General features: G+C 40.8%; 11 protein-coding genes, 1 other RNA gene and 1 pseudogene. 5 read left to right on the forward strand and 8 right to left on the reverse strand.

Annotated features, from left to right (window positions below; translation table 11 throughout):
- Positions 1–41 precede the first annotated feature (41 nt).
- From GYO_RS32640 to desR, 4 genes and pseudogenes are all read left to right on the forward strand, one after another.
- Positions 42–1,021 (forward strand): annotated as a pseudogene (locus GYO_RS32640) (S66 family peptidase).
- A gap of 168 nt (positions 1,022–1,189) precedes the next feature.
- Complete coding sequence (gene desA / locus GYO_RS32645) at positions 1,190–2,248, forward strand: Delta(5) desaturase DesA (RefSeq protein ID WP_014114070.1); 1,059 nt, start codon at positions 1,190–1,192, stop codon at positions 2,246–2,248.
- A 121-nt stretch (positions 2,249–2,369) separates the two neighbouring features.
- Positions 2,370–3,482: a two-component sensor histidine kinase DesK gene (gene desK / locus GYO_RS32650; RefSeq protein ID WP_014114072.1), complete on the forward strand. Its 1,113-nt coding sequence runs from the start codon at positions 2,370–2,372 to the stop codon at positions 3,480–3,482.
- Between the two features lie 19 nt (positions 3,483–3,501).
- Positions 3,502–4,101, forward strand: a complete 600-nt coding sequence (gene desR / locus GYO_RS32655) for a two-component system response regulator DesR (RefSeq protein WP_014114073.1) — start codon at positions 3,502–3,504, stop codon at positions 4,099–4,101.
- A 34-nt stretch (positions 4,102–4,135) separates the two neighbouring features.
- On the opposite strand, the gene GYO_RS32660 is transcribed toward desR, so the two are convergent.
- The 8 genes from GYO_RS32660 to GYO_RS32690 form a co-directional block, all read right to left on the reverse strand.
- The gene (locus GYO_RS32660; RefSeq protein ID WP_041520981.1) at positions 4,136–5,725 is read right to left on the reverse strand and encodes a solute:sodium symporter family transporter; all 1,590 of its coding nucleotides are present in this window, start codon (positions 5,723–5,725) and stop codon (positions 4,136–4,138) included.
- Between the two features lie 186 nt (positions 5,726–5,911).
- Entirely contained in the window at positions 5,912–6,775 is an 864-nt protein-coding gene (locus tag GYO_RS32665; protein ID WP_014114077.1) for a LysM peptidoglycan-binding and 3D domain-containing protein, read from the reverse strand.
- A gap of 247 nt (positions 6,776–7,022) precedes the next feature.
- Positions 7,023–8,798: a DNA helicase RecQ gene (gene recQ / locus GYO_RS32670; RefSeq protein WP_014114078.1), complete on the reverse strand. Its 1,776-nt coding sequence runs from the start codon at positions 8,796–8,798 to the stop codon at positions 7,023–7,025.
- Positions 8,799–8,939: 141 nt separating this feature from the next.
- A non-coding RNA gene (ssrS, locus tag GYO_RS43385) (6S RNA) lies at positions 8,940–9,125 on the reverse strand.
- 231 nt (positions 9,126–9,356) lie between these two features.
- Complete coding sequence (azoJ, locus tag GYO_RS32675; protein ID WP_014114079.1) at positions 9,357–9,983, reverse strand: FMN-dependent NADH-azoreductase AzoJ; 627 nt, start codon at positions 9,981–9,983, stop codon at positions 9,357–9,359.
- Between the two features lie 150 nt (positions 9,984–10,133).
- Positions 10,134–10,625: a TraR/DksA family transcriptional regulator gene (locus GYO_RS32680; RefSeq protein ID WP_014114080.1), complete on the reverse strand. Its 492-nt coding sequence runs from the start codon at positions 10,623–10,625 to the stop codon at positions 10,134–10,136.
- Between the two features lie 253 nt (positions 10,626–10,878).
- Positions 10,879–11,223 carry a PH domain-containing protein gene (locus GYO_RS32685; protein WP_003220141.1) on the reverse strand — a complete coding sequence of 115 codons (345 nt, stop codon included), beginning with the start codon at positions 11,221–11,223 and terminating at the stop codon, positions 10,879–10,881.
- Positions 11,224–11,554: 331 nt separating this feature from the next.
- Complete coding sequence (locus GYO_RS32690) at positions 11,555–11,758, reverse strand: DUF6501 family protein (protein WP_003241656.1); 204 nt, start codon at positions 11,756–11,758, stop codon at positions 11,555–11,557.
- A 230-nt stretch (positions 11,759–11,988) separates the two neighbouring features.
- On the opposite strand from GYO_RS32690, the gene dhaS reads away from it, so the two are divergent.
- The gene (gene dhaS, locus GYO_RS32695) at positions 11,989–13,476 is read left to right on the forward strand and encodes an aldehyde dehydrogenase DhaS (protein ID WP_014114083.1); all 1,488 of its coding nucleotides are present in this window, start codon (positions 11,989–11,991) and stop codon (positions 13,474–13,476) included.
- Positions 13,477–13,513: the final 37 nt, after the last annotated feature.

Here is a 13,513-nt window from a genome sequence, read left to right on the forward strand (position 1 = left end):
AGATGTGCTGTAATGGTGTAAAACCATTGATGGAGGGTCCTATGTACGCTTCAAAACTGAAAAAGGGAGACGAAATTCGGATCGTGTCTCCCGCGACTAGCATGTCCATATTATCAAATGAAGCAAAAATGCAAGCAAAAACGGCGTTAGAACGCTTAGGTTATCGGGTAACCATATCGCTGAATATGCAAATGAAATAAACGAATTTGATTCATCTTCTATCGAATCAAGAGTCCATGACCTGCACGCTGCCTTTTTCGACCCCGGAGTCAAAGCGATTTTAACGACACTCGGCGGTTTTAATTCAAATCAGTTGCTGCGTTATCTTGATTACGAGAAAATCAAACAGCATCCAAAAATTCTGTGCGGCTATTCCGATATAACGGCTCTTTGCAACGCCATTTATCAAAAAACGGGCCTTGTTACGTATTCAGGCCCCCACTTTTCAACATTTGCAATGGAAAAAGGACTCGATTATACAACAGAGTATTTTCTTTCTTGCTGCGCTTCGGACGACCCGTTTGACATTCATCCTTCTAGCGAGTGGAGCGATGACCGCTGGTTTTTGGATCAAGAGAACAGGCACTTTTACCCTAATAACGGCCCTGTTGTGATCCATGAAGGTTATGCTGAAGGCACTTTGATTGGCGGAAACCTTTGCACACTTAATTTGCTGCAGGGAACAGAGTATTTTCCTGAAACAGAAAATGCCATTTTATTGATTGAAGATGATGATATGTCAGACATCCATATGTTTGACCGCGATCTGCAATCACTCATCCACCTCCCCGCTTTTTCTCATGTAAAGGCGATTTTGATCGGCAGATTTCAAAAAGCATCAAACGTATCAATAGAACATGTAAAAGCCATGATTGGAACAAAAAAAGAATTATCCGGCCTTCCAATCATCGCAAATATAAATGCCGGACATACCTCACCAATTGCCACGTTCCCTATAGGTGGAACATGCAGGATTGAAGCTGTTTCGGGAACATCACGAATATGGATCGACAAACATTAATCAGCTTGTAAATTTCTTTTTTTACAAGCTTTTTTAGCGCAAACATTTATGCAAGCTACACGAGGAGACATGACAAATGTCATATATGATGCATGATGTGTGCTACTACAAACGACTTCTCTCATTGACGTATACTGAACAGAGACACACAATGAGAGGATACTTACTATGACTGAACAAACCATTGCACATAAACAAAAACAGCTGACAAAGCAAGTCGCCGCTTTTGCTCAGCCCGAAACAAAAAACAGCCTGATTCAGCTTTTGAACACGTTTATTCCTTTCTTCGGACTCTGGTTTCTGGCTTATTTCAGCCTCAATGTCTCCTATCTCCTTACGTTAGCATTAACAGTGATTGCCGCAGGATTTTTGACAAGAATTTTTATCATCTTCCATGACTGCTGCCATCAATCATTTTTCAAACAAAAGCGCTATAACCATATTTTCGGTTTTCTGACAGGTGTGCTGACTTTATTCCCGTATCTTCAGTGGCAGCACAGCCATTCAATTCACCATGCCACAAGCAGCAATCTGGATAAACGCGGAACAGGAGACATCTGGATGTTAACAGTAAACGAATATAAAGCTGCATCCAGACGAACAAAGCTTGCATACAGACTTTATAGAAATCCGTTTATCATGTTTATTCTCGGACCAATTTATGTTTTTCTGATCACCAACCGTTTTAACAAAAAAGGTGCAAGACGTAAGGAGCGTATAAACACATACCTTACGAATCTGGCAATTGTAGCGTTGGCTGCTGCTTGCTGTCTGATCTTTGGATGGCAATCGTTTTTACTGGTGCAAGGCCCTATTTTTCTAATCTCAGGTTCAATCGGTGTATGGCTGTTTTATGTGCAGCATACATTTGAAGATTCTTATTTTGAAGCAGATGAAAACTGGAGCTACGTTCAGGCTGCTGTGGAGGGCAGTTCATTTTATAAACTCCCGAAACTGCTTCAATGGCTGACAGGTAATATCGGGTACCACCACGTCCATCATTTGAGTCCAAAGGTGCCTAACTATAAGCTTGAAGTTGCTCATGAACATCACGAACCATTAAAAAACGTACCGACAATTACCTTAAAAACAAGTCTGCAGTCACTTGCATTCCGCCTATGGGATGAAGATAAAAAACAATTTGTATCATTTCGGGATATCAAACATATACCTTCCAGCCTTCCGCCTGATTCAACAGAAAAACAGAAACTGCGGAATTACGCCTGATGATGAAGGAGGTCTTCTCTTATATACAAGAAGGCTTCCTTTTTATTGTTTTGAGGGTGCATTCTGGCTTTCGCAATGATAAAGTTACATGTAAGATGAAAAGCGAAAATGAGGTAATATTATGATTAAAAAGCATTTTACATTTCAAAAACTAAGCGGGATTACGCCCTATATATGGACGATATTTTTCATCCTCCCATTCTACTTTATATGGAAATCATCATCTACAGTTGTTATCATCGTCGGCATCATTTTGACACTTTTATTTTTTTCGGTATATAGATTTGCTTTTATCTCAAAAGGCTGGGCCATTTATTTATGGGCGTTTTTGTTAATCGGCATTTCAACCGCCTCCATTACTCTGTTCAGTTATATTTATTTTGCTTTTTTTATCGCATATTTTATTGGAAACATAAAGGAACGCGTCCCCTTTCATATTTTATATTACGTCCATTTAATAAGCGCAGCCGTCGCAGCTAATTTCAGTCTCGTATTAAAAAAGGAATTTTTTCTGACTCAAATTCCTTTTGTCGTCATTACCCTCATCAGCGCGATTTTATTGCCCTTCAGTATAAGAAGCCGCAAGGAGCGCGAACGACTGGAAGAAAAACTCGAGGATGCAAATGAACGGATTGCCGAGCTGGTGAAATTAGAAGAGCGGCAGCGAATTGCCCGTGACCTCCACGATACACTTGGGCAAAAGCTTTCTCTAATCGGTTTAAAAAGCGACTTGGCAAGAAAATTGATATACAAAGATCCTGAACAAGCAACACGTGAACTGAAAAGCGTTCAGCAAACTGCGAGAACGTCTTTAAATGAAGTCAGAAAAATCGTATCCTCCATGAAAGGCATCCGGCTCAGGGATGAAATCATAAATATCAAACAAATTCTTGAAGCAGCCGGCATTACGTTTATCTACGAAGAAGATAAATTGCCTGAAAATATCTCATTGCTTAATGAAAACATATTGAGTATGTGCTTAAAGGAAGCTGTCACTAACGTCGTTAAACACAGTCAGGCTAAAACCTGCCGAGTTGACATTCAGCAGCTCTGGAAGGAAGTCGTCATTACAGTGACTGACGATGGAACGTTTCAAGGTGAAGAGAAGTACTTTTCAAAAGGACATGGCCTGCTTGGCATGAGAGAACGGCTTGAATTTGCAAATGGGAGCCTTCACATCGATACAAAAAATGGTACCAAGCTTACCATGTCAATTCCTAATAACTCAAAATAAACAAAAAAGGATGGCTTACATGATTAGTATATTTATTGCGGAAGATCAGCAAATGCTCTTGGGCGCTTTAGGATCACTTCTAAACTTAGAAGACGATATGGAAGTCGTAGGCAAGGGTACAAACGGTCAAGATGCTGTTGATTTTGTCAAAAAACATCTGCCTGATGTATGCATTATGGACATTGAAATGCCCGGTAAAACCGGGCTTGAAGCTGCTGAGGAGTTAAAGGATACAGGCTGCAAAATTATTATCTTAACCACTTTTACCAGGCCCGGCTACTTTCAGAGAGCCATTAAAGCAGGTGTTAAGGGTTATTTGTTAAAAGACAGTCCGAGCGAAGAGCTCGCAAGCGCCATCCGAAGCGTCATGAACGAAAAACGCATCTATGCACCTGAGCTGATGGAGGACATATACAGCGAGGCTAATCCTCTTACAGACAGAGAAAAAGAAGTGCTCGAACTAGTGGCTGACGGTAAAAACACAAAAGAAATCGCTCAGGAACTCAGCATCAAAAGCGGGACGGTGCGAAATTATATCTCAATGATTCTAGAAAAGCTTGAAGTGAAAAACCGAATAGAAGCCATTACCAGGTCAAAGGAAAAAGGTTGGTTTAAATAAAAAGGATCTTGGCATCTGCCAAGATCCTTTTTATTTAGCCAGCAATTCCCCAAGGAGAAAACAAAAGGTACGTCGCCGCAACCAGAATCAGAATGATACAGGACACCAGCTTTACATGTTTCCAAGGTGTTACATCCACTTGCGGATTGTGATCAAGCTTATAATCCGTTTCCCTCGGATACAGCTTTCCTGTCAGAAGCATCACAGCCACTGAAAATGGAAAGAGTACGGCAAGGATGTACAGAAAATGAATGTGCCCTAAATAGATTTTTGATAAGCCGTATAAAACAATATGGGCTGGTATCGCTATTTTCACAGCTAATGCCGGCACTTTTTTTGTAAAGAAACCAACAACGACCGCTGCTAATATCGGTACATTAAAAAATCCGAACATCTCTTGAAGATAGCTGTACAGCCCTGATGGCGCATATAAAATAAAGGGTGCGATGACAATCGATACTAGCCCGAGAACTGCGACGAAAATTCGCCCTGTTTTGACGAGCTCAGCTTCATCTGCATGAGGCTTACATAACGGTTTGTATATGTCCAGAGTAAACAACGTAATGGTACTGTTCAGAGAGCCGTTAAACGAGCTCAAAATCGCTCCGAATAAAATAGCGGCGAATACACCGGTAAGGGATGCCGGCAATAGATCGACGATTAGCCGGGGATATACACTGTCAGCATTTTCAATGCCGCCCCCATATAAATGAAAGGCAATCACTCCAGGAACGACTAAATAAAAAACGCCGATGAGTTTAAAGAAACCTGCTAAAAGAGCGCCCTTTTGTCCTTCAGCCAAATTTTTCGCTCCTAATGCCCGCTGAACGATCGCTTGGTTAACAGCCCAATAAAAGAGATTATTCACTAATAGCCCTGTTAAAATCGTCGGCCACGGCACATCTGCCGAATTGCTAATATCAATTGAATTGAGTTTTTCCGTATGTAAAGCCGTCAGTTGAGCAACTCCGCCCCCAAAGCTGCCTTGTCCGACTGTAAGAATACCTAATATCACAATAAAAAAACCGCCGAAAATTAATCCGATTCCGTATATGGCATCTGCTGAGGCAGCGGCTTTCAATCCGCCAAAAAAGATATAACAGCAGCTCGTTACGCCAATAATTAAGGATATCAGAAAAACTGCCATAAATGTGCTGATGCCAAACGTCTCTGTAATGCGGAATACTTGATTTAACACAAGAGCCCCTGAATACAGTACTGTCGGCAGGAATGAAACAGCGTAGCCAATGATAAGTAGTACAGAAACGATCTGCCTTGTTCTTTGATCAAACCGCTGCTCTAGAAAATCAGGTATCGTGGTAATTCCCGTTTTCAAATAACGGGGCAAAAAGACAAGTGCCAGGAAAATCAACGCAAGCGGTGCACTCGCTTCCCATGACATCGCTGTCATAGACCCTGCATAGCTTTGTCCATTTAACCCGACCATCTGCTCGGTTGATAAATTAGTTAACAGCAGCGAGCTCCCGATATATAACGCAGTAAGGCTTCTTCCTCCGAGAAAATATCCATCGGACGATTGCAAGTTAACCCCCTTTGTTCTCTGCCATGAAAATAGAAATATCCCGATATTGATAACCAGAAAAGATACAATGATCCAAAGCAACTGCCAGCAACTCCTTCTGCAAATAGATAGATGATAGGGGCATTTACCATCTACCCATTTTTCACACGTGAAAAACATCGGAACCGCTTTTCTTTTATCAGCATATGATACATTATATACATCTCTAAACAGAACGAAAAAAGACACAAGCCAAAAAGCTCGCGTCTTTTATCACAATCTATATGATTAGTTTAAGATTTTTACATTTACAGTTTTGACGCCCCAATTAGATGCATCACTTTTATTAGGTACAAATACGTCGATTTTATTTCCTTTAATAGCGCCGCCAGTGTCTGCTGCTGTTGCTTCACCGTAACCTTCAACATAGACTTTAGAACCTAGTGGAATCACATTAGGATCAACCGCGATAACTTTCGCGTTCGGGTTCTTATTTAAGTCAACGCCTGTTGCTGTAACGCCGGAGATGCCGCCGTCGTTAGCAGTGTAAGCAGTAGCAGTAACTGTTAGTTCTTTTGAAGCTTCTTGATTATTTGTATTAGATTGAACAGCCTTTTCTTCTGTAGGAACAGAAGTTTCTGCTGCAGCCTTTGTTTCTTGTTTTGGTTGTTGTTGAACTGTTTCTTGTTTAGGTTGCTCTTTTTGCACAGCTTCTTGTTTTGTTTCAGTTTGAGGTGCGCTTGTTTGCGTATTCTCAGTAACTGTGTTTGCTGCTGTTGCCTGACCTTTTACTGAAAGTGTTGATCCAGCATAGATCATGTCAGAGCTTAGGTTATTCCAAACTTTCAGGTTATTGACTGTTGTTCCGAATTGCTGAGCAATCTTTGTCAGCGTGTCCCCCGCTTTAATTGTATATTGCCCAGTAGTGGTTGTTTCTTCTGAAGAAATGGTCAGTTTTTCTCCTGCAATGATTTGATCAGAAGTTAACTTGTTCCATTCTTTTAAGTCCTTTAGGTTCACTCCGTTTTTCTGAGAGATCCCCCAGAGCGTATCACCCTTTTGCACCGTGATTTCTTTTGCAGAAGCGTGAGCTCCGAATGCAGTTGATGAAAGTGCAGCAACTGCTACAAAGGACATAATCGTCTTCTTCATAAGTAAATCCTCCCTTGTTAGCTTTTTATTGGCGGCTAACAGGTGATATCGTAACACACGTAAATGTCAAATCAATAACAAAAAGATATGATTTAGATTACAGTTCCTTTACATGAAGGATTTCTCTCTGCTGGAAAGACTTGCTGAACCCTTGATATAATAGGCTTCGCAAGTCTTTTTATTTTGAGGAAAAAAAGAGAAAATAAAATGTGTTTTTTATAGAAAAAAAGATTGATTTACTGTTTTTTTAGTCTGTCATCCCTGCATAAGCTTGTATTTCTTGTAAAAAAAGCCGGCCGTATTTTGCTCTTTTTTGTTCTCCGACTCCTTTTATAGACAAAAGTTCCTCATCATTTACGGGCTGTTTTCCTGACATTTCTTTTAACGTTTGGTCAGAGAAAACGACAAAAGGAGGAACACCCTGCTCTGCCGCGATTTCTTTGCGAACGATGCGCAATCGTTCAAACAGCTCGTCATTTTCAGTAATCGCTGCCGCTTTTAACGCTTCTTTTCTCGTTACTGATAATTCTCCTCTCAGCACATTCCTTCCTTTACTGCTGACAAAAAGAGTCGGAAACGTTCCGTCTGACATCTTGATGAAATCGTCAGAAATAAGAAATTCGATAAAATCACTGATTTCCCCTACTGATTGGTGTTTTAATATCCCGTATGTTGAGAGATCGGAAAAGCCGTTTTCAAGAACTTTTTTATTTTTGGAGCCGGCCAACACCTGGGCAACCATCGTCTTGCCAAATCGTTCTTTCATGCGAATGATACAAGATAAGACCATTTGCGCCTCCCGGGTCACGTCATGGGACGTCCTTGTATCAGTGCAGTTTCCGCACTGTCCGCACGCATCAGGCTCCGTTTCTCCGAAATACATAAGGATAAAACGCTGCAGACAGTCTTCCGTGTGACAATAGTCGACCATTTGTCTCAGCTTTTTTAAATCTTGCTTTTGTTTCTCTTCATGCTCTGATTGTTCAATTAGGAAACGCTGCACCATAATATCCTGCGGTGAAAACAGGAGAACACATTCGCTGGCAAGACCATCCCGTCCAGCTCGTCCAGCCTCTTGATAGTAGCTTTCCATATCTTTCGGAATTTGTGCATGTAGAACAAATCTGATATTTGATTTATCAATGCCCATTCCAAAAGCAGAGGTTGCCACCATCACTTGCAGCTCATCATTAAGAAACCTTTCCTGCTGCTCTTTTCTCACATCATCTGCCAAGCCCCCGTGATACCGGCCTGCACTGATCTGATTTCGTTTCAATCTCTCATAAATTCGATCAGCTTCTTTTCTGGTCGCTGTGTAGACAATCCCTGCTTCATGTTTGTTGTTTTGCACATATTCATCAATAAAACGATCCTTATTTTCTCCTTTTGCTACTTTAAAGGTTAAATTGTCTCGGGAAAATCCGGTATGTACCGTATTTTCTTTTTGAATATGCAGCTGTTTGCAAATATCCTCATGAACCTCAGGTGTTGCTGTTGCTGTTAATGCCATGATGACAGGCTTGTCATGTAATTCTCGGAACAAAATTTCAATATTTCTGTAGCTTGGCCTGAAATCGTGGCCCCATTGAGAAATACAGTGCGCCTCGTCTATTGCGACCAAAGGAACATCAATGTCCTGCAAAATCCGTATAAACTCCGTGGACGTAAGTCGCTCCGGTGTAATGTAAAAAAGCTTATAAGCCCCTTCTTTGAGTCCGTTCAGCCTCTCATATATTTCCTGATTGGATTGTGTGCTGTTAATGTAGGCGGCGTTAATCCCCGCTTCTTCTAATGCATCGACTTGATCCTTCATCAAGGAAATCAACGGTGAAATGACGATCGTTGTCCCTTCAAACATTAGTGCCGGAATTTGATAGCAAATCGATTTGCCTCCTCCCGTCGGCATAATGCAGGCCGTATTTTGTCTCGCTTCCGTCACCGAGCGGATCGCTTCTTCTTGTCCGCTGCGGAGCTTTTCATAACCGAAATAATGGGCCAGAAGGGATTGGGCTCTATGTAACATAACGTGTAAACCTCGCTTTTCCTTGAATTTCTCCCATCATATCATAAAAAAGCGGCCTTCATTTCTTTCACACAGAAATTGAATTTTCACTATACCTATCTTTTTTAGATAAAATAAAAAGCCATTTCCAAAAAGGAAATGGCTTTCGCTACGTCTTGCCGTATGCAAGTAAGAAAGTTTTAAACCACCACTCCTCAAAGTGGGTGTTTGCAGAAACGTTCCTGTCGTCCTCTACAAGGAGGCATGACATTCCAGCTTCGATATAAAACTCCCTATTACAGCTTAAAGGTTAAAACTTAATTAACAATACGCACAAAGTAGCTTCTTTTATATAGTACACCATCAGCCGTTTTTTATCAAGGGGCCAGAACAATTGTTTAGAAAAACTTTTTCCAGCGATTAAAACTGCTTTTTCGCTATTATATCTGATGATTCGACAATCCGAAAAATATATTACAATAAAAAAACAGCCTTTTTCGCTAAGAGGAATGATTACTTTCTTCTATATAATATGTATACAAAAAAACTCCTATCGCAGTGATAGGAGTCTTTGTTCCATTAGAATTTTGCAGCAAGATCTTTTGCTTCTTGTAAACCTTTTTCAACGATTTCTTGTGCTTGATCAGGCGCTGCGTTATGTCCTTCGATGACAACTGTGTGCAAGTCTTGAACACCCCAGAAACCAAGAACTGTTTTCATGAAGTTTAATGACATTTCAAGTGCAGCCATTGGTCCTTCAGAGTAAATGCCGCCGCGCGCGTTAAGGAGTGCAACTTTTTTGTCGCCCATTAAACCAACTGGTCCTTCTTGTGTGTATTTGAATGTAACGCCTGCACGAGACAGGTAATCAACATAAGTATGAAGAACGGCTGGCACTGTGAAGTTCCAAAGCGGGAATGCGAAAACAACTTTGTCAGCTTTTACAAACTGATTCAGATATTTGTCAGCAATTGCTGCTTGTTTTTTCTCTTCTTCTGTCATTTCCATTCCTTGACCTGCTTTAAATGTTCCGTTAATCATATCTCTTCCAAGGTAAGGAAGGTTCTCTTTATGAAGATCTAATTCAACCACTTGATCAGCAGGGTTGTTTTCTTTATAAGCAGCTAAGAAAGCTTCGTAAAGTTTAGTTGAAACGCCTTCTTCAGCTGTACGGTCGCTTGATTTTACAAATAATACTGTAGACATTTGTATTCCTCCCGGTAAACTTTTTATATTTACTTACAAATAGTATGTTACTTTCTTTTTTACGCAAAGTCAATCACTTTATTTTGAATATGAGATTTTTTTTCAAAAAAAAGCAAGTACATCTAATATCGGTGTACTTGCTTGCCATTTTCACTTTGAATCTTGTTCACGATCCAAAATCTCATACGTCTGAGAGCTTTTTTGATCAATGGTTTCTTTATTGGATAGATCTTTTACCTGCTCGTGAAACTCTCTTTCAAATGACGGAGCGTCTGTCTCTACATCATCCTCCATATCAGCTTGGGCCTCCACTGTCATTCTTGCATAGGGAACAGCTTCAAGCCTTTCGTAAGGAATGTCTTGGCCGGTTCTTTCACACACTCCGTATGTTCCATCTTTCATTTTTTGTAATGCATGGTTGATCTCCTCTAACAGCTCCCGGTCGATCTCTCTCACCGTTTGGTCTGTCATCCGGTCTGTGACGAGCGTGCCGTGGTCTGCCATGTGGTTGTCAACCCCATTGGAAAGCTCCCCCACTTCTTCAGTCATTGATTCTGTTTCCTTCTTCTCGCCAGACAATTCTTTTTGCATATCGAGCAATTTATAATAGAGATGCTTCTTTTGTTCTTTTGTCAGCGCCATGTGTATCCTCTCCTTTCTATCCTGTTTCCCGTTTTGCCCCTTGTCAAACATGAGAACTTGATAGAAAGATGAGCGACTGCATCTTTGCACGGATCGCAACCGTTGGCGATAATAGTGTTTCAGGATTTCTTTGGCAGTTTTTTGTCTTCTCTTCTTTCGTAGTTGTAAAAACAGAACAGGGCATGTACGCTCTGCTCTGTTTTTTATATAAAAAAAGCCTAACCATTTTTTGAACGGCTGGCTCATCAAATATTCAGCTGCACAAGTGCTTTGTCAGCACCGCTTGAACTTCGCTTAAATCGGTGTCTTTCGCAAATTCTAATTCGAACGTTTTGCTTCTAGTCATCAATAAAAGCCCAGTGTCCGGGTCAAACATGCCCGCTTCTTGGATCGCAAAGCTTTCAATTGTTTTATATGGAAGAAATACACGAACCTTCTTTTTAGAAAACATTTTATTGTCAAAGAAAATGATCCGCTTATTTGTAAAGCAAATTTGGTCCACTCGGAGCTTATAAATCGATTCTATTCTTTCCCCTTCAACGAGCAAAGCTTCAAGCTTCTTTGCATCCGTTGATCTGCTAACAGAAAAAATACCCAATGAAGAACCCCTCTTTCTGCATTTATCTATTTGTTTATTCATTCACTACATAAAAATAAGTCCTTTATCCCTATATAAGAATACGACATAGAAGACATTTAAACCATTACGAACAGATTACATTTTTCAAATTTTTGATTTGTTTTTCGTCTTTTGTGCTTTGTCATCAAGTAATACGCACGTATAGAGAAAAAAGTTTCAATATTCAGCATTATTTTTTTAAAAAAAGTGGTTTTTAAAGTTTTCATTGATTTTGTTTTATTTTTCCTGTTTTAATTATAAAAAACCGCAGCTGAGCTGCGGTTTTTTTATCCTCTGCTTTCTTCAGGCTTTAAACCTCTTCGAAGTATTCTTTATAATAGCCACCGACTTTATTCGTATTGTCGATCACAAAGAGAAATTCCTCTGTTTCATTTTTCACTTCATATTCTTTTCCCGGAGTTAAAACGCGGTTCACGATATATTTTTTTGCGTTTGTCTGCACACATTTTACCTTTTTGATTGTTTCTTTTTCAAGCCAATTGTTATGAATCATAAATGAAATCTCCTTTTCATATCTATAAGCTTATTGTAGCTTTTTTCTTTTGTAAATTGCAATATCGGTTATTCATTGATTTTGTCTTGTTTTCTATTATAGAATGTTTGTATACGCTTACTCTTACAGCAAATATCACAGCTTATTTCTGCTATTCAAACAATGAATCAATGTGCTATCACCAAGAATCTCAAAACAGACCATAAAAAATGACTGGAGGTTTGTTACAGATGAGTTCTTTAACGATGCAAGTGACGAAAAGGCTGGAGACATTTTTACAGGGAACAAAGAAGCTTTATATTGACGGAAAGTTTGTTCCGAGTGCCTCAGGGGCAACCTTTGACACACCCAACCCGGCGACCGGCGAAACCTTGATGACGCTGTATGAAGCCCAAGCTGCGGATGTGGATAAAGCGGTTAAAGCTGCCCGAAAAGCCTTTGACCAAGGCGAATGGAGAACAATGTCTCCGGCTTCTAGAAGCAGACTGATGTATAAGCTGGCAGACTTAATGGAAGAGCATAAAACTGAGCTTGCTCAGCTTGAAACACTTGATAACGGGAAACCGATAAATGAAACGACGAATGGAGATATACCTCTGGCTATTGAGCATATGCGCTATTATGCCGGCTGGTGTACAAAAATAACAGGACAGACGATTCCGGTTTCCGGCGCTTATTTTAATTATACGCGCCATGAGCCTGTCGGCGTCGTCGGCCAGATCATTCCATGGAATTTCCCGCTCCTGATGGCGATGTGGAAAATGGGCGCTGCTCTTGCAACAGGCTGTACAATCGTGCTCAAACCGGCTGAACAAACACCGCTTTCAGCTCTTTATTTGGCAGAATTAATTGATCAAGCCGGCTTCCCTGACGGTGTCATCAATATCATTCCGGGATTCGGTGAAGATGCGGGAGAAGCGCTGACGAATCATGAAGCGGTTGATAAAATTGCCTTTACCGGTTCCACTGAAATCGGAAAGAAAATCATGTCCACCGCTGCGAAAAGCATTAAGCGGGTTACATTGGAGCTGGGCGGAAAATCACCTAATATTCTTTTGCCGGATGCGAATTTGAAAAAGGCGATCCCAGGCGCTTTAAACGGTGTGATGTTTAATCAGGGCCAAGTCTGCTGTGCGGGCTCGCGCGTTTTCATTCATAAAGACCAATATGATGAAGTTGTTGATGAGATGGTGTCCTATGCTGAATCACTCCGCCAAGGAGCGGGACTTCATAAGGATACACAAATCGGGCCTCTCGTGAGCAAGGAACAGCACGAACGCGTTCTTTCCTATATTCAAAAAGGAAAAGACGAAGGAGCAAAAGCAGTGACTGGCGGAAGCTGTCCTTTTGAAGAAGGATATTTTGTCGCACCGACTGTGTTTGCGAATGTTGAAGACGAGATGACCATCGCAAAAGAAGAAATTTTCGGACCGGTGCTGACTGCTATTCCATACGAAACAGTCGATGAAGTCATTGAACGAGCGAATCATTCAGAATATGGACTCGCAGCCGGACTATGGACAGAGAACGTCAAGCATGCCCACTATATCGCGGACCGTCTTCAAGCCGGAACCGTCTGGGTGAACTGCTATAATGTGTTTGACGCAGCATCCCCGTTTGGCGGTTATAAACAGTCAGGACTCGGACGAGAAATGGGATCATATGCCTTAGATAACTACACAGAAGTCAAAAGTGTATGGATAAATCTCGAAGACTAACATGTATGTCAAAAAAACTGCTGCCTGCCAGCAGTTT

Source organism: Bacillus spizizenii TU-B-10 (assembly GCF_000227465.1).
GTDB lineage: Bacteria > Bacillota > Bacilli > Bacillales > Bacillaceae > Bacillus > Bacillus spizizenii.

Excerpts from the sequence above, each read along its gene's own strand:
- desA (WP_014114070.1), top strand. The coding sequence starts at position 1,190 with ATGACTGAACAAACCATTGCACATAAACAAAAACAGCTGACAAAGCAA.
- desK (WP_014114072.1), top strand. The coding sequence starts at position 2,370 with ATGATTAAAAAGCATTTTACATTTCAAAAACTAAGCGGGATTACGCCC.
- desR (WP_014114073.1), top strand. The coding sequence starts at position 3,502 with ATGATTAGTATATTTATTGCGGAAGATCAGCAAATGCTCTTGGGCGCT.
- GYO_RS32665 (WP_014114077.1), bottom strand. The coding sequence starts at position 6,775 with ATGAAGAAGACGATTATGTCCTTTGTAGCAGTTGCTGCACTTTCATCA.
- recQ (WP_014114078.1), bottom strand. The coding sequence starts at position 8,798 with ATGTTACATAGAGCCCAATCCCTTCTGGCCCATTATTTCGGTTATGAA.
- azoJ (WP_014114079.1), bottom strand. The coding sequence starts at position 9,983 with ATGTCTACAGTATTATTTGTAAAATCAAGCGACCGTACAGCTGAAGAA.
- GYO_RS32680 (WP_014114080.1), bottom strand. The coding sequence starts at position 10,625 with ATGGCGCTGACAAAAGAACAAAAGAAGCATCTCTATTATAAATTGCTC.
- GYO_RS32690 (WP_003241656.1), bottom strand. The coding sequence starts at position 11,758 with ATGATTCATAACAATTGGCTTGAAAAAGAAACAATCAAAAAGGTAAAA.
- dhaS (WP_014114083.1), top strand. The coding sequence starts at position 11,989 with ATGAGTTCTTTAACGATGCAAGTGACGAAAAGGCTGGAGACATTTTTA.